The 23,278-nt window shown below is 50.9% G+C and carries 22 protein-coding genes; 4 read left to right on the forward strand and 18 right to left on the reverse strand.

The window, feature by feature from the left end; genetic code table 11:
• Window positions 1-670 precede the first annotated feature (670 nt).
• The 16 genes from C8E01_RS05760 to C8E01_RS05835 all read right to left on the reverse strand — a co-directional run bounded on the left by C8E01_RS05760 (window position 671) and on the right by C8E01_RS05835 (window position 15,665).
• Entirely contained in the window at window positions 671-1,615 is a 945-nt protein-coding gene (locus tag C8E01_RS05760; RefSeq protein WP_116542412.1) for a sterol desaturase family protein, read from the reverse strand.
• Between the two features lie 23 nt (window positions 1,616-1,638).
• Complete coding sequence (locus C8E01_RS05765; protein WP_116542413.1) at window positions 1,639-2,091, reverse strand: DsrE family protein; 453 nt, start codon at window positions 2,089-2,091, stop codon at window positions 1,639-1,641.
• Between the two features lie 146 nt (window positions 2,092-2,237).
• Window positions 2,238-2,867, reverse strand: coding sequence for a TlpA disulfide reductase family protein (locus tag C8E01_RS05770; RefSeq protein WP_116542414.1), 630 nt, complete (start codon window positions 2,865-2,867; stop codon window positions 2,238-2,240).
• A 90-nt stretch (window positions 2,868-2,957) separates the two neighbouring features.
• Entirely contained in the window at window positions 2,958-3,854 is an 897-nt protein-coding gene (locus C8E01_RS05775) for a DoxX family membrane protein (protein WP_116542415.1), read from the reverse strand.
• A gap of 150 nt (window positions 3,855-4,004) precedes the next feature.
• The gene (locus tag C8E01_RS05780; protein ID WP_116542416.1) at window positions 4,005-4,367 is read right to left on the reverse strand and encodes a hypothetical protein; all 363 of its coding nucleotides are present in this window, start codon (window positions 4,365-4,367) and stop codon (window positions 4,005-4,007) included.
• Window positions 4,368-4,422: 55 nt separating this feature from the next.
• Entirely contained in the window at window positions 4,423-5,685 is a 1,263-nt protein-coding gene (locus C8E01_RS05785) for an MFS transporter (RefSeq protein ID WP_116542417.1), read from the reverse strand.
• Between the two features lie 89 nt (window positions 5,686-5,774).
• Window positions 5,775-6,188 (reverse strand): DUF6691 family protein, encoded by a 414-nt coding sequence (locus C8E01_RS05790; protein ID WP_116542418.1) that lies wholly within the window; start codon window positions 6,186-6,188, stop codon window positions 5,775-5,777.
• An 18-nt stretch (window positions 6,189-6,206) separates the two neighbouring features.
• Window positions 6,207-6,764: a YeeE/YedE family protein gene (locus C8E01_RS05795; protein ID WP_116542419.1), complete on the reverse strand. Its 558-nt coding sequence runs from the start codon at window positions 6,762-6,764 to the stop codon at window positions 6,207-6,209.
• Between the two features lie 98 nt (window positions 6,765-6,862).
• Window positions 6,863-7,192, reverse strand: coding sequence for a rhodanese-like domain-containing protein (locus tag C8E01_RS05800; protein ID WP_116542420.1), 330 nt, complete (start codon window positions 7,190-7,192; stop codon window positions 6,863-6,865).
• A 158-nt stretch (window positions 7,193-7,350) separates the two neighbouring features.
• Complete coding sequence (locus tag C8E01_RS05805; RefSeq protein WP_116542421.1) at window positions 7,351-8,763, reverse strand: MBL fold metallo-hydrolase; 1,413 nt, start codon at window positions 8,761-8,763, stop codon at window positions 7,351-7,353.
• 121 nt (window positions 8,764-8,884) lie between these two features.
• Window positions 8,885-9,748, reverse strand: a complete 864-nt coding sequence (locus C8E01_RS05810; RefSeq protein ID WP_116542422.1) for a sulfite exporter TauE/SafE family protein — start codon at window positions 9,746-9,748, stop codon at window positions 8,885-8,887.
• Window positions 9,749-10,205: 457 nt separating this feature from the next.
• On the reverse strand, window positions 10,206-10,853 hold the full coding sequence (locus C8E01_RS05815; RefSeq protein WP_116542423.1) for a Crp/Fnr family transcriptional regulator: 648 nt from the start codon (window positions 10,851-10,853) through the stop codon (window positions 10,206-10,208).
• A 361-nt stretch (window positions 10,854-11,214) separates the two neighbouring features.
• A complete protein-coding gene (locus tag C8E01_RS05820) occupies window positions 11,215-12,552 on the reverse strand; it encodes an MBL fold metallo-hydrolase (RefSeq protein WP_116542424.1) in 1,338 nt (445 codons plus the stop codon).
• A 152-nt stretch (window positions 12,553-12,704) separates the two neighbouring features.
• Window positions 12,705-14,114: a porin gene (locus C8E01_RS05825; RefSeq protein WP_116542425.1), complete on the reverse strand. Its 1,410-nt coding sequence runs from the start codon at window positions 14,112-14,114 to the stop codon at window positions 12,705-12,707.
• A 62-nt stretch (window positions 14,115-14,176) separates the two neighbouring features.
• Window positions 14,177-15,019 (reverse strand): universal stress protein, encoded by an 843-nt coding sequence (locus C8E01_RS05830; protein ID WP_116542426.1) that lies wholly within the window; start codon window positions 15,017-15,019, stop codon window positions 14,177-14,179.
• 46 nt (window positions 15,020-15,065) lie between these two features.
• A complete protein-coding gene (locus tag C8E01_RS05835; protein ID WP_116542427.1) occupies window positions 15,066-15,665 on the reverse strand; it encodes a class I SAM-dependent methyltransferase in 600 nt (199 codons plus the stop codon).
• A 209-nt stretch (window positions 15,666-15,874) separates the two neighbouring features.
• Between C8E01_RS05835 and C8E01_RS05840 the strand changes: the two genes are divergently transcribed.
• The gene (locus C8E01_RS05840) at window positions 15,875-16,081 is read left to right on the forward strand and encodes a hypothetical protein (RefSeq protein ID WP_116542428.1); all 207 of its coding nucleotides are present in this window, start codon (window positions 15,875-15,877) and stop codon (window positions 16,079-16,081) included.
• Between the two features lie 3 nt (window positions 16,082-16,084).
• On the forward strand, window positions 16,085-16,594 hold the full coding sequence (locus tag C8E01_RS05845) for a DUF2243 domain-containing protein (RefSeq protein ID WP_116542429.1): 510 nt from the start codon (window positions 16,085-16,087) through the stop codon (window positions 16,592-16,594).
• Here C8E01_RS05845 and C8E01_RS21885 read toward each other — a convergent pair.
• The gene (locus C8E01_RS21885) at window positions 16,485-16,811 is read right to left on the reverse strand and encodes a patatin-like phospholipase family protein (RefSeq protein ID WP_243409467.1); all 327 of its coding nucleotides are present in this window, start codon (window positions 16,809-16,811) and stop codon (window positions 16,485-16,487) included. The genes C8E01_RS05845 and C8E01_RS21885 overlap by 110 nt on opposite strands.
• Window positions 16,812-17,160: 349 nt before the next feature.
• On the opposite strand from C8E01_RS21885, the gene C8E01_RS05855 reads away from it, so the two are divergent.
• Both C8E01_RS05855 and C8E01_RS05860 read left to right on the forward strand, forming a co-directional pair.
• Window positions 17,161-21,129: an Ig-like domain-containing protein gene (locus C8E01_RS05855; RefSeq protein WP_243409446.1), complete on the forward strand. Its 3,969-nt coding sequence runs from the start codon at window positions 17,161-17,163 to the stop codon at window positions 21,127-21,129.
• 6 nt (window positions 21,130-21,135) lie between these two features.
• Window positions 21,136-22,131 carry a PorP/SprF family type IX secretion system membrane protein gene (locus C8E01_RS05860; RefSeq protein ID WP_116542431.1) on the forward strand — a complete coding sequence of 332 codons (996 nt, stop codon included), beginning with the start codon at window positions 21,136-21,138 and terminating at the stop codon, window positions 22,129-22,131.
• A 26-nt stretch (window positions 22,132-22,157) separates the two neighbouring features.
• Here the strand turns inward: C8E01_RS05860 and C8E01_RS05865 are convergent, their stop codons facing one another.
• A complete protein-coding gene (locus C8E01_RS05865; RefSeq protein ID WP_116542432.1) occupies window positions 22,158-23,225 on the reverse strand; it encodes a COX15/CtaA family protein in 1,068 nt (355 codons plus the stop codon).
• Window positions 23,226-23,278: the final 53 nt, after the last annotated feature.

The following is a 23,278-nucleotide window of genomic DNA, read 5'->3' on the forward strand; positions in this document are numbered from 1 at the left end:
CGACTCCTCCTTTTAAAGAGGGCCCCTACCCCCAAACATGAGGGGAGTTTTTGTTGCTACCGCATTCCTAACTGTCATCCTGGAAGGATCTTGGTTGAAGGGAGGACATGCAGTTGCTATAACACACCCCTGCACCTCTCTTTATCGAGGACCCCTACTCCCAGAGGAAAATTCCTGCTATTGCCACTACCGGGTTAGAAGCGTAGTAGCTGCGGCAGATCTCTCATGCTATACCGGGTCCAACCACCCCTGCCCCTCCTTATCCAAGGAGGGGAGCTTTGGCTACTACCAGTTCGGAGGTCTAGGCACTGTTGAGAACTACTGCTGGCAGGTATAGCAAGACTAACTTGCACTCTCACTACGAAGCAGAAAGCTGTGCCCGGTGCACCAGCGACGATTTTGTGTTGGGGGTAGGGGCCCTCGATTTTCATCAAGGAAAAAAGTGAGGCCCGCCCGGCTAGGGCAAGCTATAATACAATACATTTGCTATACCTGCAATAGCCACTACGCCAGTTGCAAATTGGCCCTATGTGTCACCACAAGTTGCGCTAACGCTAATCTTGCGGTATAATAAGCCCTATACCTATACCTGGGCCAGAGGCCCCACCATAGCAGACATGAGCGAGGACGCTCGCGCCATGCAAAAGATTCAATCTAACAGTGTACAAACCTAATTCAACTGACTCACTTCTTCAGCAGGTATAGACTCCCGCTCTTCCTGCGAAACTACCTGTGGATTAGGTATAGAAATGCGTTCCCGAAATGGATATACTTGTTGCTCCAGAAATGACTTCGGATAAGCTTCTACTTCCTCGAAACCGAGTTCGATATCACGTCCGTCTTCCGGCATGTAAGCGGTGCCGAATAAGTAGTCCCACACACTTAGGCTAATGCCATAGTTCGCACCGTAGCGGTGCGGCATGTGCCTGGCGTGGTGCCAGATATGCATTTGCGGATTGTTGAACAGATAGCGCAGCGGGCCCAGCGGAATGTGCAGGTTGGAGTGGTTGAAATGGCCGATGGCGGTGGCGAAGATGTGGACCAGGAAGAAGTCCTGAATGCCGAAGCCTATCATGGCCAGCGGGATGTACTCGATGGTTCGGTAGACCACTGTTTCACCCCAGTGGAAACGCAGGTGTGCCGCAAAACCCATCTGCTGTACTGAGTGGTGTACCTTGTGGAAGCGCCACAGGTAATCGGAGCGGTGCAGGAGGCGGTGCACGTTCCACTGAATAAAATCGCGCAGCACAAAAAGCGTGAGCAGTTGCGCCCATACTGGCCAGGATTGTATCTCAAAAGCGACTAAATTCTGGATGCCGAACAAGTCCAGAAAATCATTGAAAGCCTCTACACCGATATTGGAAATGGCATTGAAACCAACCAACGAGAACAGGAAAAAATTGAAGAACATGTAGAAGCCGTCGAGCCAGAAATCCTGCCGGATGACAGGCTGGCCCTTTCGCCACGGCAGCACGACTTCCAGCAGCCAGAAAAGTAGTGACAGTCCCAGTAGCCAGTAGAAATAGTTGCCCCAGCTTGGGTGCAGCAATTCACGCCACAGGTAGTTGCCGTAGTCTGTAAAAGAGCTCGTAAAGATGTTCCAGTATTTTTCCATGCAGCTGTGCTGGTCCTAACAACTTAAAACTTGATGTAGCCCCAACCTTCGTCTTGTTTTGTAATGATCTCGCCTATACCCATCGGCACAGTTGGCACACCAGGCAACAGCTGATCTTTCTCCACTTTCTGCATTCGCATGGTGTTTTCGCAGGCCACAAAATTAACCCCTTTTTCCTGCAATGCCTTAATGGCAGGAGCCTGTGTTGTTTTATCGGTCACCAATAAGCTCAGCGCCTTGCCATGCACCACCACTTCAATCTGCGCGTCAGGCCAGCCACGTTTGATGTTGTTAAGTTGTCGCATCAAACCTGTGTGTTTTGCCGTTTCGCCTTCGGCCATATCGTACACGATGCGACGCGACTTAGTTTGCTCCGCTTTTGTAGCAGCTGCCTTTTTGTTCGGTTGCTTTTGAGCGGAGGCAAAAGGAACAGCCAGTATGGTTAATAGGATAAAAAGGACCAGTCTAAGTTTCATAACAAGCAGCTAAAGGGAATGTTAAAATATAGTATCAAAGAACAGGATGGTGTACTTTAACACAAGTCCGGTAGTGTTTTCAATTGATACCGGTAGAACTAAAATCAAGCTGGAAGACAATGTGTCAACCAGCTTGATAAGGTATTTTATTTTGCGAGTCCCTCCAGGAACTCACGCACTTCTTTGGTATCGTATTCGGCCATACCTTCCTGCTTGGCTACGATCTTGCCTTCAGGCGAGATGATGAACGTGGTAGGTATAGCAGTGCTGTAAAACTCCTGCGGAAACTGGCTGGCCGGCATGTAGACCGGGAAGGTATAGCCCTTCTTGTCAATAAACTTTTTCACCTTGGCCATGCCGCCCTCGTCCACCGACAGCATCACGAATGCTACCTTGTTCGGGTCCATTTTCTTATACAGGCTGTGGATGTTCGGCATCTCAGCGATACAAGGCGGACACCAGGTAGCCCAGATGTTGAGGAAGACCACTTTGCCTTTCAGACTTTCGAATGATACGGTTTTGCCGCTCATGTCCACCATTTTGAAACCGGCGCCGGCCATGGGTGCTCCGGCAGTTTCATAGGCTGTTGTTTCTGTTGCGGCGACAACTTCATCAATGGCCGGAACGTCTGCATTTTTTATACCTGTTGCCAGCAAAATACGCTGTACCTGCCCGATGGCCTCGGTATGCAGACCCGTCAGGTATAGGATGCCGAAAATGCCAAGCGTGATAACCCAGCCAGGTATGTTTTTGATTGAAAATTTATTCTTATCCATGATAGTATGTTTAATTGGATCCGGTTTTAGCGAATCAGTTAGATCAATTTTATTCAGTCACTTCTGATATTACGCTTTGTTGTCTCAAGCTTATAACTCCACAGTAGTATAGCCTTGTTCCTGCAGGTCGAACATATAGGTTAGGCCGTTGGGAATCACTTCTACACAATCTACCAGCGTACTGGCGTCGATGTTAAACTGCTTGAGCGACATGCCACATACCCGGTAGGTGATGCCGGCCGCTTTGCCTTTATCGAACTCCTGGGCCATGTTACTGCCCTTCACAAAAGCTTCCACGGACTTGCCGCAGGCCATCACCACAAAGCTTTCCCGCTGGTAGCGACTTTCCTTCGTAATCGTTTCAGCTGTGTTCACAGCGGCCTTCAGGTGGTTGGGCTGACTAATCAGCACAGCGTATTTTTTGCCGCCAACCTCTGCAGCAGTTGTAGTTGCTGGAGTACTTTGAGCAGCTGTCGTGCCGGTGGCGCAGGAGCCAAGGAACATTAGCAGACCAACTGCCAGCACGGCAACATAGTTACCGGATATTTTATTCTTAAGAGTTGATTTCATCTGTTTGTTTTGAAAAAAAGTTTGGTCCAGACCATAGTGAACGGCACCATTCACAATGAAAAACAGGAGCATCCCGATCAGGGCGATGTTCTTGAACAAAGGGCCGGAGCCTTCGGCGCCAACCTGCACGGTGAGGGTGATCGGAATCAAGATAGCCAGCAGTAAAGCAGCGGCCAGTCTCGTTTTAAACCCGGCCAGCAGCATAGAGCCGCCAATCAGCAAGCCGACGCCTGATAAGATGATCAGGGTTTCGGCAGGCGCTATCCAACTAGCCAGATGGGCAAAAGGAGCTTTTTCGAGGCGGGCAGCAGCGCCGGCAGTCTGAAGTAAATGATTGAAACCTGCCATGATAAAGATCAGGCTACCCATGATGCGGAGCACCAGGAATGATAGTTTTTGCAAAAGATTATTTTCCATAAAATCGCTTATTTTCTTTAAATGATCGACGCAACAGGATAGGGGATGCCTATTGCCTTGACATGTCGCATAAGGCACAGCCCGGCAGGTATAGCAATAGGTGCATGCCTGGTATCTGGTTGGCTGTGTCAGCATAGTGCATTCGGTATGTTAAGAAAATTGCGGTGGGTCAGGGTCGGCGCCTAAGTTAGGCGACAGGTAATTAAGCTTGACAACAGACCTAAACTGCTGTCCGGCAGAAGAAGTGGAAAATAAATCAGACTGAGCATCGGCCACCACAGCATATAGCTGCTGACCGCAGTCGATCGTGACATTGGCAGCGTTCTTTCGCTCAGAATGGGTCTGATGCTTCAGGCATTTTTTGGCGCAGGGGCGCTTCAGTTTTTTGTGAGCATCCGCCGCTTTCAACTCACTTTTAAGCGCACAAGCAAATCCATTCACTGACTTATTGGGTTGAGCCAATGTGAAGAGAAGTAGCATAGTGCTTAAAAGAAGGAGCAGCGTGTGCTTCATAGTTTATGTTTTACCAGCGGGTATAGACAACCAATGTTCTCGTAAATTTACTAGTTTAAGTTTGGGTAGCCAATCCAATCCCACATTCCTGACTGTGCCACAAAAGCTTTTTGGTGCAGCACATGCGTATTTCAGAAAGTATACCGGCGCCAACGGTTAGGATGGCCGTGCCCAACAGTACAAATTCCACGCCAAAGAGATCGCTGAAAACACCCGCTGCCACGGCACCTGCCACATAGCCGAAGTCGCGCCAGAAGCGGAAAATACCCAGGCTCTGCGGGCGCTGCTCCGGGTGCGTGTTTTCGGCTACAACCGACAGGAAGTTCGGGTATACCAGCGCTGTACCGGCTCCCAATAGCACCAGAGCTGCGATTACGACCGCATAGGCCTGGCTGAAGAAGAGCACACCAATGGCTATACCCTGTAGCATCATTCCCAGGCTCAGCAACTGTTTTTTGCAAAGCACGTCGCCCAGCTTGCCCGTTACCAATTGTCCAAGGCCCCACACCGCCGGGTAGATGCCTGCCAGCAAACCGACTTGCTGCAAGGTATAACCCTTGCTCATCAGCAGCACTGGCAGCAAGCCCCACAGGATGCCGTCGTTCATGTTATTTACAAAACCACTCAGTGTCACCGAGCCCAGATTGGCATGCCGCCAGGTAGTGTCTTTCCAGACGTTGCGCAGGAGCGGTATCGTAGTCTGTGCCGTTTCTGTTTTGACATGCGCATGCGTGTCGCGCACAAACAGCCAGGTTAAAAACAGACCGATGATGGAGAAAGCTATACCTGGAATAAAGGCATAGGTCACTTCACCGGTTGAGGAGGCGATGTAACCGGCCAGGAACGCAACCAAACCAACGGCCAGGTAGCCGGCAAATTCGTTGATGCCCATGGCCAGCCCGCGGTTTTTCTCGCCAACCAGGTCAATCTTCATGACCACCGTGGCAGACCAGGCCAGTCCCTGGTTTATACCTAATAGCAGGTTCGCAAAGATCACCCACCACCAGTTGTTGGCGTAAAGCAGGAGCCAGGGCACCGGCAAGGCGAAGAGCCAGCCAATCAGTAGCAATTGCTTGCGGGTGAAGCGGAGCGTGAGCCGTCCCATCATCATGTTGGCAAATGATTTGGCCAGACCAAAAGCCACAATAAACGACAGAAGCGCCGTGTGTCCGCTGATGCCGAAAACCGTTTCGGCAAACTCAGGGATTACAGAGCGCTCCAGCCCGACCATGGCACCCACAAAACCGTTGATCAGCACCAGTAGCCAGAACTGCTGTGCATTCTCTCTTAAGCCTAGTTTTGTATCGGTTGTAGACATGGTTCTGTTTTTTTTCGGGGTATGCATGAAAGCCACTGCTTGTGGCAAATGGCTTTCAGCACGTACTCAACAATTAGCCAATTTCTTTCTTAATGCGGCAATCTGTCTTTGATGGCACCGTACAGGTAAGTACCTGACAGCGCACCGGCTATGGCGATAAAGATTGCCCAGTAGCTATACCCAATGTTTACGAACATCGGACCCGGACAGGCGCCTGTGAGTGCCCAACCCAAACCGAAAATGGTACCGCCAATGATGTAGCGCGGAATCGACTTTTCCTTCGGCGTGAACACAATGGGGTTGCCCTGGTAATCACGTAGCTTGAACTTCTTTATCAGGAAGGTGGCAATGGTGCCCAGCACCACAGCCGTACCGATGATACCATACATGTGGAAGTCCTGGAAGCGGAACATCTCCTGGATTCGGAACCATGATATGGCCTCCGACTTACTCATCACGATGCCGAACAAAATGCCGGCAATTATAAATTTTATACCTTTCACGAGTCTGTAATTTAAGCTTTAGAAAATGAGCGGCAGCAGCACAAAAGTGGTGATCAGACCACCGATAAAGAAGCCGATCACGGCGATCAGCGAAGGCAACTGCAGGTTGGAAATACCACTGATGGCGTGTCCTGAGGTACAACCCCCGGCGTAGCGTGCACCAAAACCGATGGCAAAGCCGCCCAGCAGCAGGATCAGAAATCCTTTAAGGGTGAAGGCTGCGCTCAGACTGAATATTTCCTGTGGTTGCATGCCGTCCGGCGATGAGATGCCCAACTGCTGCAGGTCTTGAATCGTGGCCTGAGAAATCTGTACCGGTTCACCGGAAGAGAGAAACTCTGCCGAGATGAAACCACCGATCACAGCGCCTACCAGGAACAACAGGTTCCATGTTTGCGAGCGCCAGTCGAAATCAAAAAACTTAACGTTTTTGCCGGCGCCACAGGCCGAGCAGATGGTGCGCAGGTTAGAAGAGAAACCAAACGACTTGCCGAAAAACAACAGCAACACCATGATGAAAGCGATCACGATACCCGAGGTATACCATGGCCAGGGTTGTCTTATAAGCTCTAACATATTTTTAATTTATTTACTATTTGGTGTTTAAGAGAGATAAGCAGGGAAGGAGCAAGGTCGCAGACTCCTTCCTTAGCTGCTCAGGTTATGTATTGCTATTAATTGTTTGGCCAGGCGCCTACACCTCCTGCGAGGTTATAACACTTGAAGCCCTGTGCGCTCATCAGTTCGCAGGCAGAACCGCTGCGGTTGCCACTGCGGCAGAACACAAAGTATTCTTTACCCTTGTCAAGTGAGCCCAGTGCGTTCTGGAACTGACCAGTGGTTACGTCCAGGTTCCTGGCGCCTTTGATGGTGCCCGAGGCGAATTCACCGGCTGTTCTTACATCCAGCAGCTCCGCTTTGGGAGCGCCCTGAAATTTTGTTTTAAATGCTTTTCCGTCCAGATTTTCGTAATTCTTGGGAGCGGATTTGAAGATATTAAACATGGCTTTTATGTCTTGTTGTTAGTGATTTAAAATTTACAATACAAAGGTACAGGTAGATCAAATCAGGTTCAGTGACTTTGGTCACGCAGTACAGTGTTAAAAGAAAACGGGGCCAGTTTATACCGTCCCCGCTTTCCTTATCAAACTACTAAACCACTTTACTTTAGTGTTGACGGACAAACGTAGGCTGTTTTGGGTACGTCTGTCTCGGCAATGGACTTAAAGCCACCTTCCACGTTGATCACATTATCAAAACCTCTTGCCTTCAGGATAGACGCTGCGATCATGGAGCGGTAGCCACCGGCGCAGTGAATGTACATGTCTTCCACTTTCGGAAGCTCGGCCAGGTAGTCGTTCAGGTAGTCGAGTGGCGCGTGTTGGGCAGTTTCTACGTGCTCGGCCTGGTATTCGCCCGGCTTGCGCACATCCACTACTTTTATGCTGTTGTTCTGGGCAAAGTCAGTCGCAAACTCGGTAGCAGAGATCGATTTGATCGTGTCTACTTCTTTGTTAGCCGCCTGCCAGGCCGCAAAACCTCCCTGCAGATAACCCAACGTATTATCGTAACCTACACGGGCCAGTCGGGTCACTACTTCTTCTTCGCGGCCTTCGTCGGCGATGAAGAGAATAGCCTGCTGTACATCCGGGATCAGGGCACCTACCCAGGGAGCAAAGTTGCCGTCGATGCCAATGTTGATCGAGTTCGGAATAAAGCCAGTTGCAAAAGTCTCCGGCTTGCGGGTATCCAGTACCAGAGCGCCCGTTTCGTTTACCGCTGCTTCAAAAGCCTCCGGTGACAGCGCCTGCTGGCCCTGGGTTAGCACGTCGGTAATGTTGGCGTAGCCTTCCTTGTTCATCTTCACGTTCATCGGGAAGTAGCCTGGAGGAGGAAGCAGACCGTCGGTTACTTCTTTCACAAACTCTTCTTTCGTCATGTCGGCACGCAGGGCATAATTCGTTTTTTTCTGATTACCGAGCAGGTCGGTGGTCTCTTTGCTCATATTTTTGCCACAGGCAGAGCCCGCACCGTGTGCCGGGTATACGATCACGTCATTCGGCAAGGTCATGATCTTGTTGCGAAGCGAGTCGTACAAATGTGCGGCCAGTTGCGCCTCGGTCAGGTCTGATTTTACAGCCAGGTCCGGACGACCCACGTCGCCGATGAAGAGCGTATCACCCGAGAAGATCGCGTACTCTTTGCCGTTTTCGTCGAGCAGCAGGTAAGTGGTGGACTCCATGGTATGACCCGGAGTGTGCAGCACCTTGATGATTACGTCGCCCAGTTTCAGTTCTTCACCATTCGTCGCAATGTGAGCCTCAAAAGTTGGCTGTGCATTCGGTCCGAAAACAATCTGCGCACCCGTAGCCTTCGCCAGGTCCACGTGGCCCGAAACGAAATCGGCATGGAAGTGCGTCTCCAGTACATATTTGATCTTCGCATTGGCTTTTTCAGCTTTCTCCAGGTATGGCTTGATCTCGCGCAGCGGATCAATAATGGCTACTTCACCGTTGCTTTCGATGTAGTAAGCGCCCTGTGCCAGGCAACCGGTATAGATCTGTTCTACTTTCATGGGTATAGGAATTTGGGTCTTTTAATTTTTTGGTGATGCTGTCACCTTTTATCCGATGACATGACAAATATCTGAATATAATCAGCGCGATACAGTGACATAGGTCACGCAAGCGATTTTTTTAGAAGAAAAGCTCTTTTCCGATGATATACAGACCCATCACCAAGACGAACCAACCAAAAGCGGTCTTGAGTTTATCGGCATGGATCTTAGCGGAAAGTGCGGTACCGATGAAGATGCCGGCAATCGAAATGGCCGAGAAAATACCCAGGAACATCCAGTCGATTTCGTAGTTGAAAATGTCGCCGATGAAGCCGAAAAGCGACTTGGCTGCGATGATCAGCAGGGATGTGCCGACCGCCATTTTCATGTCGAGTTTACTGAAGAGTACGAGCGCAGGAATAATCAAAAAGCCACCGCCTGCACCGACCAATCCGGTGAGCGTACCTACTACCAGACCTTCGGCGAGAATGCCACCGTAGTTAAATTTTGGTTGCGGGTGTGGCGAGCCATTCCCTTCCACGTCAATTTCCGTGTCGATGTTCTCGTCTACTGTATCCACCGGGTCGGTAGGTGTTGTGGCAGGCACTTTTTTCTTCTTGATCATGCTAACCGAAGCAAACACCATGAGCCCAGCAAAAAGTAGCATGAGCATGATGCCTTTGGTGACCATAAAGTCGCCTACTGAGAAGATCTCTTCCGGTATGGCCGGAACCAGGTAGCGTCGTGTCAGGTATACCGCCACAATAGAAGGCAGACCGAAAACAATGGCAGTCTTCATGCTGACCAATCCGTTTTTATAGAATTTGTAAGAGCCCACCAGGCTGGTAAGGCCCACAATAAAAAGCGAGTAGGCGGTAGAGATAACGGGACTTAGCCCGATCAGGTATACCAACACCGGCACCGTCAGAATAGAGCCCCCGCCCCCAATTAGTCCAAGTGAAAGCCCGATCAGAAGGGCCGCTATATAACCTAGTATTTCCATTGATTATTTCGTTTGTTTTGTAATCTGGTACAAAGGTATAGAGGTTATAAACGGACTTCAGTGACTAGTATCACAGAACCAATTTTCCGATTTGTAGGGACAGGTCGCGACCTGTCCGCGCGAAATGCTGGGCTATGCAACAGAATAGGAAAGCATTAGTTCTGTATCACTTAAAAGCTCGAATTTTTGCATGTGATTGTCGGCGCATGAATAGCCCGCCCTAGTTCCTCTCAATTGCAAGACCGTATCAACCAGTTTCTTTTGTCATCCTGAAAGGATCTTGGTAGCATTTAGTTTAAGCTTAACCTCCCGGGGGTAGGGGCCCTCTGTTTGACCAAGTTTCTTTACAGAATGACAGTAATGTCTGAGCTCGTTTTCCTAAGATGAAACAGTCCTACTTCCCAAGATGGAATTTCGGTGCACGATTCGGACAGGTCGCGACCTGTCCCTACAAAATTCAAACTAACTCCAGATCATGTACTTCAATGTAATTCCGGTGAAGCGTAATAGCTCCAGTTTGCTCGAGTTTTTTGAGAAGGCGGGAGATGACTTCGCGGGAACTGTTGAGCTCAAGGGCGATTTGTTGGTGGGAAAGGCGGATCTCTTTGCCGCTTACTTTCACGTGGCGCTTAAGGTAGAACAGGAGGCGTTCATCGAGACCTTTGAAAGCGATGCTATCGAGGGTTTGCAGCAGCTCTTCGAAGCGCTGGCGGTAGGAGGCGATCACAAAGTTGTGCCAGCTCTTGTACTTGGCCAGCCACTGCTCAGAAAGGTGTGAAGGGATTAGGATCACCTCTGCTTCTGTAACGGCTTTCGCCATGATCTGGCTCTGCTCGTCGCGGGCGGTGCACATCATGGACATAGCGCAGGCATTCCCGGGTTCGAGGTAGTACATGAGGAACTCATTGCCTTCGTCGTCCTCGCGGTATACCTTGAGCAATCCGCTCAAAAGCAGAACAGTGGAGCGGATGTACTGTCCGGTGCGCATGACCTCTTCGCCTTCCTCCACTTCACGGATGGTGCTGTGCGCGAGTATATCATCGAGTAACGACTGTTCGAACTGCGGGAATCTTTTGAGGATATCTTCTTTCTGCGGTATTTCCATGCGATGTATAGGTTGATTGGGTTTGGTTAGCTTTTTTAACGCACCACTGCACCTCTCAAGAGAAAGGCATTTCTCCTATGTAATTTCCTCTTGAGAGAAGGGTCGTTTAATCCTACTTTTTTGTCATCCTGTAAGGATCTTGGTAGCAAGTAGCATGGGCTTAACCTCCCGGTGGTAGGGGCCCTCTATTTCAACCAAGTTTCTTTACAGAATGACAGTAAGTTTTGAGTATGTTTTATCAGAATAAAACGGCCCTGCTCTTGAGAGGGGCAGGGGTGTATAAATGTATACGCAAATATGCAAAAAACCAGTGCAGGCACTAAAAGCACCTGCACTGGCAATGAAAAAACTTATAGATAGCTTATTTAAAGTCGTTTACAGCTTCGCTGAGGTCAAGCACTTTGGTATCTGGTAAAGCGGCCTCCACGATGCTGCTACCGGCAGCAGAACGGTAACCACCCGCACAGTGTACCACAACTGGCTTGTCTGCAGGAATCTCTTTCGCACGCTCCCGCAGTTCTGGAAGCGGAATGTTGATGGCCTTGTCAAAGAACTTGCCACCTTTCACTTCCGACGCGTTGCGGATATCCACGATCGTATACTCTTCCTGATTCTCTTTGAACGCTGCCACATCGATCACAGGAGATTTCTCCTCGGCTGCCTCGGTCTGTATAAAAGCGCCTTCAATCAGCAGTTCGTATCCGATTTTAGAAGCTTTTTGAATCAGGTCATTCAGTTCTTCTTCTGTTTCGGCGATCAGGTAGTAGCGTTCATCCGGACCTACGATACTGCCCAGCCAGGTTTCAAACTTACCACCATTCTGGATGTTAATGGCCCCTTCGAGGTGTCCTTTCTTGAAAACCTTTTCGCTGCGACCGTCTACGATGACAGTGCCTTTGCCAGGCTTATGGTTTTTATCCAGCCTCTTTACCTTGTCCAGACTTGGCTGATAAGCAGGTGCGCCTTGTTTGTTCAGTCCCACGTCATAACCAAAGTATTTAGGTATAAACGGCTGGTCTTCCGTGAGCACTTTCACAAAAGCGTCTTCGCTCATTTCCTGCAGGGCGTAATTGCTCATCTTCTCTACACCGATGGTGCTGCTATTAGCTTCGCTCAGACCTTTACCGCAAAGCGTACCGGCTCCGTGCGCAGGGTATACCAGCACATCATCGTCCAGTTTCATCAGTTTCTCGCGGGTGCTGTGGTACATCTGGCGAGCCAGCTCTTCGCGCTTGGCTGTGATGTTGCCGGCACTCTCGCGCAAATCCGGACGGCCCACATCACCGATGAACAGCGTATCGCCTGTAAACACGGCTTTGTCCTTGCCTTCGTGCTCCAGCACGATGCTGATGCCGTCAGGGGAGTGGCCCGGCGTATGGATAGACTTCAGCTTCACGTCGCCAATCTCCAGTACTGCGCCCTCATCAAAGGTTTTGTGCGGATAGTCAGCGCCTACCATACTGTGTGCATAAATGGTGGCGCCTGTTTTCTCATGTATTTCCAGGTGAGAACTCACAAAGTCAGCATGCGGGTGCGTCTCGATGACCCCTACTATTTTCGCATTGTTTTTCTCAGCGAAATCGTAGTAAGGTTGCGGGTTGCGAGCCGGGTCTACCAGTACAACTTCGCCGGTTTTTTCACTCAGTATGGCGTAAGCGTAATGTGCTAAGCCTTTGTCTTCAAACTGTTCTATTTTCATGGGTTTTGGGTTTTAAGCTTTAACAAGTCAGTAAGTATTACAGAACTTCCTGATTTCATCACAAAGGTATACTATACATAAACCGTACACAGTGACGTAAGTCACATAGCGTTAATCACGGGTAAATTGTTGTTATTTTTAGTTAGCTATACCTAAAATGTCAGCTGGGTAATGAAGTTGATATTATTAAAGTTTGTGTTGTAATACATGTCTTTCAGTGGTATGTCCATGTCCGGGGATGTTCTGCCGATGTAAAGCAAGCGGAAGCTAAGCCCATCCAGTACTGGTTTAGCAGGAGTGTAGTTCAGATCAGCGACCCAGCCCCAGTAAGACATCGCGTCATACTTGTTATACCGGTAGTCATCAGGTGCAGGCAGCCAGGACTTGGCGAGTGCCAGTTCTGATGAGAAGTTGCCCGCCCATTTTTTACGGGCCTTGGCTACCAACAAATCGGATTGGCCCAGCCCTTCCATGCGGCCTCTCGAAATTGTTGCAAAGAACTGTTCACGTCCCCACTCACGCGGGAACAAAAAACGGCCGTTACCAGAGATGTGCAGGTAGTTAAGCGACAGGTGCAGGTTCTGAGGTTCATAGGCGAGCATACCGCCAACCAGCCATTGCTGCTGATTTGGAAAGTAGACCAGTGCATTCTCCGAATTACCCCCGTTCCCGATTTGAAACTGGTACAAACCTTCCATACCTGCCTTTACTTGAGGCGCAACTTCTACCACGGCTTTGCCATAGCTGTTATTAGATACATTCTCAATCCAGTAGTTCCAGGCTTCAGCCTGGAGGCCTTTGTTTGGGTTTAGCTGCAGGCCTGTCACGGCTACCCCTTTGGTTTGCGTGTGGTGCGGATAGGCCGATGGATTACCCCATTCATCCAATCCCGGAGAGAAGATGCCGATGGTTTCTCCTGCCTTAAACCACTCTACAGTACTTCTGGGGGAGAAATGGTCAAACCAGGCGGTGGTAAAAAGTCCTATGTCCTGCAGGGGCACTTGCACCTTTATCCCCTGAAAGGAGTAGGGCTTCATGCGCGTGTCCTGCGGGTTCATCAGGGGAGAAGTAAAGCTGAAACGACCCACCTTCGCCCGGAGCCGGGCAGAGTTATACGCCAGGTATAGCTCGTCGAGGCGGTCCAGATCTGCTTTGTTGTGCGGGTCCTCTATATCAAAAAGCTCCAGTTCCAGTTTCGGGTGTTTTTCAGCGATGAAATCACGCTCGCCCAGGTTAGAGGAGAACAGGTTGTAGGTAAAGAGACCGGCAAACCCAAAGCGAAAACCATGCAGGGAGGCTGTTTGATACCCGATCTCGGCACCGATAGCATTGGCGTAATTGTCGGAGAGGGAGCCGTGGTTGAAGGTGGCCATAAAATAGTTGCGCACGTGGCCTTCCACTTCACCTTTGCTGAAAAGGTCTTTTGCACTTCTGATTTGTACGGTGTCGCTTTCAGTAGAAGAGGGATGGGCTGCATGCCCGCTCGTGTGCTCCTGTGCAGCAGCTGTGCCCCATCCGGTTGTCACCAGAAGTGCGGTGAACAGCGCAATTGTTTTAAACATGGGTAGGTATAAAAATAACCGGAACAGGTATAGCTGCTCCGGTTTAGGTAAGCGAAATAATATTAGTTGAGGTGATACGTCAGCAGTGGGCGGATGCAGTGGTTCACAAGCGTCTCGGCTATGCTGCCGTAGAAGATGTGACTGAAACCTTTGCGGCCATGCGTCCCGATCAGCACCAGGTCCATTTCAGTTTCGCGGTTAAAGTTGCGTACACCGGCCGGCACTTTGTCATCGCTCTTGAAGTGCAGTTCGTAGTTCTGCAAATGCAGTTTTTCAGCAAAGCGCTGCATCCCGGCTTCGAGCGAGTCCAGCTTCGGTTCGTCTCCTTTGTCGATGATCTGGAGCAGGTGCAACTGGGCTCCAAACAACTGCTGCAGTGTCTTGATGGTGTTAACTGATTGCACAGGCTGTTTTTCAGCTGCGAAATCTGCCACCCACAACAGGTTCTTTATTGGCGTGATTGAGGCGTCCTGCTGGATGGTTATAACAGGTATATGGGTATAACGCACCACATGCTGCGCCTCAGAACCTGACATGCGTTCGTACCAGCCATCGGCTCCCTCTGTGCCCATGATGATCAGGTCTGCCTGTTGCTGCTCGGCATACTTGGTCAGGCTGGTAGTAAGGCCACCGTACAGTACAGCGCTCGTAAAGTCGATGCCTGCCTGTTTCCTGAGCTCGTCGAATTGCTGATTCGCTTGCTGTTCCTGCGCATACAACCTGGCTCTATCGATACTTTCAGAAGAGTCTGTGTTGCCGGCCCATTCGGCGGCATTCACCTGAATAACGTGCACCAGGTGAAGATTCACGGGCGCTTTCTCCAGAACTAAATTTAGAAATTGCAGTGACTTATAAGATACCGGCGTGAAGTCCACGGGCACCATGATGTTGAGTTTCTTTTCCATTGTCTGTTGCTTGGTTATCGCTTGTATAGCTGTTTTGATGTGATACCTATTTTGTTTTAGTCGCCACGAACCGAGTCACGAAGCCAGGGCCGCTATGGTAAGCTCCTTCGCTGAGCTCAATTGCTTTTTCCTCCAGCAGGATGATTGCCATACCTGCAAAGTCTCGCTTTACCATGTCGGCGGTATAGAGCATGGCTTCGTCCTTAGGACCTCCAGAAGTATAGACCAGTTGCTTCGGATGAAAAGCCTCCAGTATGACTATGCCACCGGGTTTGAGCCACTGCTGTACCTTGCGGTGCAGGGACTGGCGCAGTTCGGAAGAGAGGTGTGCGTAAATCAACGCCACGGCATCTACACTTTCTGGTTCAGTTGCAAAACTGCCGGCATCGGCCAGGCGGTAGTCTATGCTGACTCCCTGCTTAGCTGCCAGTGCCAACGCTTTCGCCTGTCCGGCCTCACTATAGTCGAAGGCCAGTACACTCCAGCCTTGCCGGGCGGCATACACGGCATTTCTGCCTTCCCCTTCGGCAGGAAACAGAATTTTGCCCGGTGTTAAGGCTTGTAGTTGTTCTTTCAGAAAGACATTCGGTTCATTGCCGTAGACCATCTTCTGCTGGCTATAGCGCTCGTTCCAGAATTGCTGCATCGTGGTTCTGTTTAGTTGACCATACAAAGGTCTTCATATAGATGGCGGTGTTCAGTGACTATGGTTACACAAGCCCGCATTTTTGAAAACATGCTGCATGATTGCCTGATGCGTTAACGGGAAATGGCCTTTGTGCAGTAACTAAAGCGCTGTAAGGCAGGTATATGGATGCAATAATTTGATGTGACGTTAAACAGGGATAGCGCTTTATGAAAAACGCTTGTTCAATACCACGCCTGACCATGCTAGTGCTGCTGGTTTTAGTGACCAGTCTGCCAGTCCTGGCCTGCACCACCTGCAACCGCCCCCTGCAGGCCGCTATCTTCGACGAAAGCTTTCTCAAACTTTTCTTTTACATGCTGCTGCCCTTTCTGTTTATCGGGGCGGCGGTCTACAGACTAAATAAACTTAAGTAGGCTATGAAAAGACAAATACCCATTGAAGAAGTAAAGCCCGCCCGCACTGGTCCTTTAATCGCAGCAGCCACCCTGATCGGTATCGGTATGGGTGGATTTGTGGATGGGATCGTGCTGCACCAGATCCTGCAGTGGCACCAGATGATCTCAGCCAAACTGCCACCCGACACGCTGCTCAACAAAGAGACTAACATGTTCTGGGATGGCATCTTCCACGCCTTTACCTGGCTGACTACGGCACTGGGCATCTACTTGCTCTGGCGTGTGGCCTACGAGCGCAAAGCTGTTTTGTCCAACCGTATCTTCGGAGGAAGTTTGCTGTTCGGTTTCGGCTTGTTCAATATCGTGGAGGGCATCATCGATGATCACATCCTGGTACTGCACAACGTGCGGGAGATAAGTACTAACCCATCAGCCTGGAATTTTGGCTTTCTAGGTATATCGCTGGTAATGCTGGCTGTCGGCTGGATGCTGGTGCAACGGGGCAGGAGAGAAGTTCAGGTCCACCATTAATCACCAAAGTTGCCGGGCCGTTCAGGTTGACCGCCATGATCAGTTCATTTTTCTTTTTACGCACCAGGTTGAGGGGAAGTGGATTGACCACTCCGCCATCCACCAGAAATTGTCCGTTTTCAAGCACGGGCGTAAAGACACCAGGTATAGCAATGGAGGCGCGCAGAGCCTTATACAGGTCGCCGGAGGTATAGTTGACTTCCACGTTTCGCAGCATGTCGGTAGCCACAGCCGTGAAGGGCACTAATCCGCGTGCACCGCTACTTCCCAGCACCGGATGTACCTTGCTGTGCCAAGTTATGTTTTTTCATCCAACATCTGATAACCAACGCCAACCAGTACAAAAATCAGAGTTGCGGAACTGCACTATACAAAGTTTAACAGGTAACTGACCCTGCTAAAGGGTGGTATTACTATATATTCTGATCCAATTACTCAACCCGGCGCAGCAATTTTCGTTAAGCCCTCTGAACCTCCATAACATCAGCTTAGAAAGGTAATTTAATTCGATTCTCTTAGTATATATGGATAAAATTTACTCGTTCGTCTACAGAAGACAAACCAGATTGACAGTTTTTATAGTACTCTTTATAGTAATTGCTTTTTCAGGAATCAGAAGCACAGCCGCTTCGACTACTTTCGCCTTTTTTGCCACAGCCCCCGCAGCCGTCAAAGCACAGCCTTCCCTTGTTGGTGCCATCACCATCCAGTGGAATGCGGTAACAGGCGCCACCCAGTATGTGATCGAACGTTCGCTGTTTGCAGACAATGGCTTTCAGGCGCATGCCACTGTTGCTGTAACCAGCGGCAAAACAATCTATACCTACCGCGATACCGGACTGGGGTATGGCGAGAAATATTATTACCGCGTGAAAGCTGTGGCAAGTTCCGGTGATTCGCCCTGGAGCAGTACAGTGAGCGCCACCACGCATGCGCAGAGCAAAACTTTTAACATCATGCCGCTCGGCGATTCCAACACCCACGGCACTAAGTTCAGCGATACCCGACCGGACGCAGATCGCATCGCTTACCGCAAGCAGTTGTACGATTTGTTGATGGGTGCCAACGCTAAGTTCACTTACGTGGGTAGCGAACGCTCGGGCAGTGCAACGCTGGCTAACGATCAGAACGCTGGCTTTTCAGCGGCACGCACCGGCGACATTGCGAGCCTGCTGCGTACCAGCAGTTACCGTAACCAGGATAATGTATTAGTTTCTCGTGGCTCAGGTACATACCTGGACAAGTTTAACCCGGATATCGTGCTGCTGCACCTGGGCACCAATGGCGGACAGTGGGGCGTCACCGACGACGATCAGGCAATTGCTGAAATGGCCGCTATACTTGACGAAGTGGATGCCTATGAAGCCAGGGCCAATAAAGAGGTAACAGTCGTACTGGGACTGATCATCAACCGTGTTCGTCAGGAGAATGACCCGGCCGCGGTGGAGTATACCTCACGTTTTAATGTGAAACTGGCTGCCATGGCAGAGAACCGCATCCGTACAAAGAGCGATAGGCTGATTGTAGTAGACATGGAAAAAGCCGCAGGTCTCATCTACAGATTATCTGGCGATGGTGGCGACATGGACGATGCACTGCATCCCGCTCCATCAGGCTATCAGAAAATGGCCAATCAGTGGTTTAAGGCATTGGAGCCCTTGCTCAAGCCTTCTGCAGTCAGTTCCAATAACCCCGAAACCACGATCACCAAGAAACCAAGCGAAATATCGAATAGCAAGACGGCAACATTTGAGTTTGCCAGCAACAAAACACCCGTTTTCTTTGAGGTGAGTTTGAATGGGGGCGATTATGAAGCTGTGAGCAATCCGTATACCCTGAACAACCTGGCCGATGGGCGCTATACCTTGTCCGTACGGGCTGTGGATGCTGCCGGGCGAAAAGACACCACGCCGGCCACCCATACCTGGACCATCATCACAGAACCTCCGACACCTCCTACTTTTACAGCTGTCACCGAAGACCGTGGCCCAGTTAACAACGACCGGGTGACCTCCGATAACACCATTCGCTTGTCAGGCAAGGCGCAGGCCGGGGTAGAGGTAACGGTAAGCGAAGCCGAGCGGGGTGTGCTGGGTAAAGTACAAACCAATGACAGCGGCGACTGGACTTACAATTATGAAAGCACGACGCTGCCATCAGGCGTGTACCGTTTCACTGCCACGGCAACAGACATAGCAGGCAATGTGAGCAAAGTCAGCAGTACCTTTACCGTCACCATCGACCTGACCCGTCCGGATGTTGTCCTGAGTACCGAGACGAAAGCGCCGGTGACCAAAGCCTTCGCGGTGCAGTTCAAGTTCACGGAAGAGGTGTACGGCCTTGCTGCTGGAGATGTCACGGTTACGGGTGGCACGTTGAGCGATCTGAAAGAAGTAGACAAGTCCACTTATACGGCTACTATTACACCACCTGCCAACGGGCAGGGCACGATAGCCATCAGTCTGGCTGCGGCCAAGGCGACAGACCTGGCCGGAAACGGCAACACGGCCTCCAATAAACTGGAGATCGCCTATGACCTGAAGCGGCCGAAGGTAACACTGAGTTCGGAGGCTTCTCAGATCGTGAAAGCGCCATTTACAGTGAAGTTCACCTTCGATGAGGCAGTAACAGGCTTTGCGGCAGCTGATATCAGTGTGCAGAATGGGGCGGCAGGAAACCTGAAAGCCGAAAGCGCCACAGTGTATACGGCTACCATCAGTCCTGCTGCCGATGGAGAAGTCATTGTCAGTCTGGCAGCCAACAAGGCAACTGACGAAGCCGGCAATGGCAACGAAGCCTCTGCTGAGTTGAAACGACTCTATGACGTGGCGCCGCCTACGGTTGCGCTGGCTACCACAGCAGGCGACCTGACCAATGCTCCTATACCTGTCACTTTGACTTTCAGCGAGCCTGTTACCGGACTTGCCTTAAGCTCCTTCACTACAACGAACGGCAAACTGAGCAATCTGCAGAAAACTGACAACACGACCTATACGGTTGTGCTGACGCCTGAGAAAGACGGCGAAGTGAGCCTGCAACTAACTGCTGATAAAGTAGAAGACCAGGCCGGAAATGGCAATACCGCATCGAATGTACTCAAGCGTCAGTATGATGCCACATCACCGACTGTGGTGCTGAGCACTGATGCGCCTGAATTGACCAACAAGCCATTTACAGTGAACTTCCGGTTCAGCGAAGCGGTAGAGGGTTTCGCTGTAGCCAATATCACCGTAGCCAATGGCACAGCCGGCGAGATTAAGAAAACAGACGATCAAGTGTATAGCGCCGTGATCAAGCCGACCGCCGATGGCGAAGTGACCGTGCGTGTAACAGCCGGCAAGGTGGAGGATGCAGCGGGTAACCCCAACACGGCTTCAAACACTTTGAGTGTCCGATTTGATGGCAATGCTCCAGCCGGCTATACCGTGGCTTTCGGCACCGACAAGGTGGATCACAGCAACCAAAAGCAAATCTCATTCAGCGTGAAAGGAGCTGAGCAGGGCGCCACTTACTTCTACACCATCAGCAGCGACAAAGGCGGTACGGATGTGACCGGCACCGCCAACACAACATCTACTTCCTTCCAAGTTGAGAATCTCGATCTGAGCGGTGTGCACGACGGCACGCTCACCCTTTCGTTCTACCTGGTAGATGCCGCCGGTAACCGGGGGGCTGATGCCACAGCACAGGTCGTGAAGGTAACCAAAAACATCGTGACCGTAAGCAGCTTTGATGCGATTAGCGTTCCGTTCCGAACCAGCTTTGAGGACCTGCCGCTGCCGTCACAGGCCAAGGCGCGCTATACCAATGGCGAAGAAGATGACCTGGAAGTGAAATGGCAGCAAGGTAACTACGATGGGTTAAAGCCCGGCACTTATACCTTGAGCGGGGAGCTGGTGCTGAAACCGAACACCACCAACCAGGACAACCGCCAGGCCAGCATCACGGTAACCGTAGAGCCGAACCAGCCACCGACCGCCATCGCGGTTAGCCAGAACGCTTTCAAACCGAACGCGACGCCCGATGAGGTGCTGCTGACCTTCAGCACCACCGACCCGGACGATGACACGCACACCTATGCCCTGGTGAACGGACAAGGTGCAGAGCATAACAGCTATTTTGAACTCAGGGATGGCCAGCTATACCTGAAATCCAACACCGGGCTATCGGGCATCCGCAACTTCCAGATCCGGGTACGCACCACGGATCCTTTCCAGAACAGCTTTGAACAAACCTTCACCCTGAGCAAGGAGGTATACCAGCCGGCTAATCCGCTCAAATTCGTGAATGCCTTTTCGCCAGACGGTGACGGGATAAACGATACCTGGTCTGTGCCGGAACTCAAGTTTTATGACGAGGTCAGCATCCAGGTATTTGACCGGGCAGGCAGAAGACTGTTCCATACCTCTAATCCGGAGCAGGGCTGGGACGGCCGTAGTCAGGACGGGCAGATAAAGGAAGGTTCTTATTTCTACATCATCGAGGTGAAGGATATCAACCTGGTGCAGAAGGGTGTTTTAACAGTACTTAAGTAAGCTTACATGAACAGATTATTAGTAACAGCACTATTTCTATTGACTATCACGGGACTGCAGGCGCAGAACCGCAAGTATATCAGCAATTTTTCGGCATACCAGCATTTCTATAATCCTGCCCTCACCGGCAGCGAGGGCTCCATGCTCCGGACCTATTACCGCAACCAGTGGACGGGCTTTGAGGATGCGCCCAAAACACTTTTGTTTTCTGGGGAGTTGGATATGGCTGATATGAATAAGGCGACAGACCGCACCCGCCACTACCAATACCGCGACTCACGCAGCAATTACATGGGCGCCCGTCATGCGTTTGGTATTGTAGCGCTGCAGGAGCGCTTTGGTCCGACGAGGGAAACGCAGCTGGGCCTGAACTACGGCACCGGCGTGCGTCTTTCGCAGTCGCTGAGCCTGCGGTTTGGTACCGCCTTTACCTTCAACAACTTCCGGCTCGACGGCAATAGCCTGGTGGTCGACAATACGGGTGACCCACGCTTCCAGCATGTGCAGGGTAACCAGAACAGCATGAGCAAGTTTGACCTGAATCTCGGTTTTGCCCTGGCCTCTGCCAATTACTACCTCGGCTATGCCATGCAGGACATTACCAAAGGTCATTTTATGAAGAGTGAGCACAATTTCATGAAAGACGTGTATACCCGTAAGCACATTGGGCAAGCCGGTTTCCGTACCGCCATGACCGACCAGTTCGGGTTGATCGTCAACGGCCTTTACCAGTACGACGAACAGTTGAAAGGCACCATTGAAGGACAGGTAAAGCTGGTATACGACGACCTGCTGTGGGCAGGCGGAGGCTATCGCAACGACCGGGCCTTTCACGTGGCAGCCGGTCTGCACTACCGTCAATTCCGCATCACCTACGCCTACGAGAGCCCCATCAAAGAGGCCCGCTCCATCAGCCGCTCTACAAACGAAATAGGTTTAGCCTATACCTTGCGTCCACTTGCCAAAGCTCCAACAGGAAGAGGCGAGCCCTTGTTCTGGTAGCGTTTAGCGAACTTATAGCGATAGACCTAAGCGTGTTTACGGTAAGGAGAGGCAACATAGCCTGCTTTCACCGGCTCAGACTGGCGTAGTTGGTGTACGGTCAGCACAGACAGGGAAAACAGGAATACGGCTACCAGCTGGTGCAGCACACCCAGGCTGATCGGCACAACCAGTACGAGGGTAAAGATGCCCAACAGTACCTGGGCTATACCTGTCAGCAGCAGCAAGTTGGCAATTTGTTGCGTCCGGCGCCTTGCCACCTGTTGCTTCACCTGGTACCACAGCAGCACGATGCCGGCAAGCGCTACAAAAGCGAACCAGCGGTGCATAAACTGGACAGCCACGCCGTTATCAAAAAATTCTGAAACGGAAATGCCACTGAGTACACCCGGGAGGAACTCACCCTGCATCAATGGCCAGGTATTGTAGGAGAAGCCCGATTTCAGACCAGCCACAAAAGCCCCGAGTATGATCTGCACCAGGATAGCGCCCAGTACCAGCCACGACAAGGTATAGGCAGGTCGTTTTGCTGCAGACTTGTGCGCAACAGGGGCCACCAGGTCAGCTACCGTCCAGAGGATAACCCCCACCAGCAGCAAGGCAAGCGAGAGGTGTGCAGCCAGCCGGTAGTGGCTCACGTGTGGCATTTCGCTCAGGCCGCTCATCACCATTACCCAACCCATTACGCCCTGCGCCATACCCAGTAGCAGGATAAAGATCAGGCGCTTTACCAGCCAGGTGGCCAGCATTTTGCGGTACAGGAAATAAAGGAAAGGTACTATAAAGACGATGCCGATGAAGCGACCCAGCAGGCGGTGCAGGTACTCCCACATGAAGATCTGCTTGAAGCCTGAAAGCGTCATGCCGAAGTTCAGCTTCTGGTACTCCGGAAACTGCTTGTACTTCTCGAACATGACAAGCCAATCTGATTCAGAAAGCGGAGGCAGGGTGCCTGAGATCAGATTCCACTCCGTGATCGAAAGTCCGGAGCCGGTCAGGCGGGTGATACCCCCAATGATGACCATGGCCACCACCAGCACAATGCCACTGATGAGCCAGAGAACGACAGGTATAGAAACAGGTTTTTGACGCATAACATGGAAAAAAGCAAAGATCCATGTTTTCGACCTGTCAGAAGATGACGAAT

It is taken from the genome of Pontibacter virosus, from assembly GCF_003096355.1.
Lineage (GTDB): Bacteria > Bacteroidota > Bacteroidia > Cytophagales > Hymenobacteraceae > Pontibacter > Pontibacter virosus.

Bases quoted from the DNA above. Each gene is read 5' to 3' on its own strand.
- C8E01_RS05795 (WP_116542419.1), bottom strand. From the start codon at position 6,764: ATGTTAGAGCTTATAAGACAACCCTGGCCATGGTATACCTCGGGTATC.
- C8E01_RS05760 (WP_116542412.1), bottom strand. From the start codon at position 1,615: ATGGAAAAATACTGGAACATCTTTACGAGCTCTTTTACAGACTACGGC.
- C8E01_RS21885 (WP_243409467.1), bottom strand. From the start codon at position 16,811: ATGCTGCGAAACGTGGAAGTCAACTATACCTCCGGCGACCTGTATAAG.
- C8E01_RS05775 (WP_116542415.1), bottom strand. From the start codon at position 3,854: ATGGAAAATAATCTTTTGCAAAAACTATCATTCCTGGTGCTCCGCATC.
- C8E01_RS05865 (WP_116542432.1), bottom strand. From the start codon at position 23,225: ATGCGTCAAAAACCTGTTTCTATACCTGTCGTTCTCTGGCTCATCAGT.
- C8E01_RS05840 (WP_116542428.1), top strand. From the start codon at position 15,875: ATGAAAAACGCTTGTTCAATACCACGCCTGACCATGCTAGTGCTGCTG.
- C8E01_RS05785 (WP_116542417.1), bottom strand. From the start codon at position 5,685: ATGTCTACAACCGATACAAAACTAGGCTTAAGAGAGAATGCACAGCAG.
- C8E01_RS05860 (WP_116542431.1), top strand. From the start codon at position 21,136: ATGAACAGATTATTAGTAACAGCACTATTTCTATTGACTATCACGGGA.
- C8E01_RS05780 (WP_116542416.1), bottom strand. From the start codon at position 4,367: ATGAAGCACACGCTGCTCCTTCTTTTAAGCACTATGCTACTTCTCTTC.
- C8E01_RS05800 (WP_116542420.1), bottom strand. From the start codon at position 7,192: ATGTTTAATATCTTCAAATCCGCTCCCAAGAATTACGAAAATCTGGAC.
- C8E01_RS05820 (WP_116542424.1), bottom strand. From the start codon at position 12,552: ATGAAAATAGAACAGTTTGAAGACAAAGGCTTAGCACATTACGCTTAC.
- C8E01_RS05810 (WP_116542422.1), bottom strand. From the start codon at position 9,748: ATGGAAATACTAGGTTATATAGCGGCCCTTCTGATCGGGCTTTCACTT.
- C8E01_RS05830 (WP_116542426.1), bottom strand. From the start codon at position 15,019: ATGGAAAAGAAACTCAACATCATGGTGCCCGTGGACTTCACGCCGGTA.
- C8E01_RS05825 (WP_116542425.1), bottom strand. From the start codon at position 14,114: ATGTTTAAAACAATTGCGCTGTTCACCGCACTTCTGGTGACAACCGGA.
- C8E01_RS05765 (WP_116542413.1), bottom strand. From the start codon at position 2,091: ATGAAACTTAGACTGGTCCTTTTTATCCTATTAACCATACTGGCTGTT.
- C8E01_RS05805 (WP_116542421.1), bottom strand. From the start codon at position 8,763: ATGAAAGTAGAACAGATCTATACCGGTTGCCTGGCACAGGGCGCTTAC.
- C8E01_RS05835 (WP_116542427.1), bottom strand. From the start codon at position 15,665: ATGCAGCAATTCTGGAACGAGCGCTATAGCCAGCAGAAGATGGTCTAC.
- C8E01_RS05815 (WP_116542423.1), bottom strand. From the start codon at position 10,853: ATGGAAATACCGCAGAAAGAAGATATCCTCAAAAGATTCCCGCAGTTC.
- C8E01_RS05845 (WP_116542429.1), top strand. From the start codon at position 16,085: ATGAAAAGACAAATACCCATTGAAGAAGTAAAGCCCGCCCGCACTGGT.
- C8E01_RS05770 (WP_116542414.1), bottom strand. From the start codon at position 2,867: ATGGATAAGAATAAATTTTCAATCAAAAACATACCTGGCTGGGTTATC.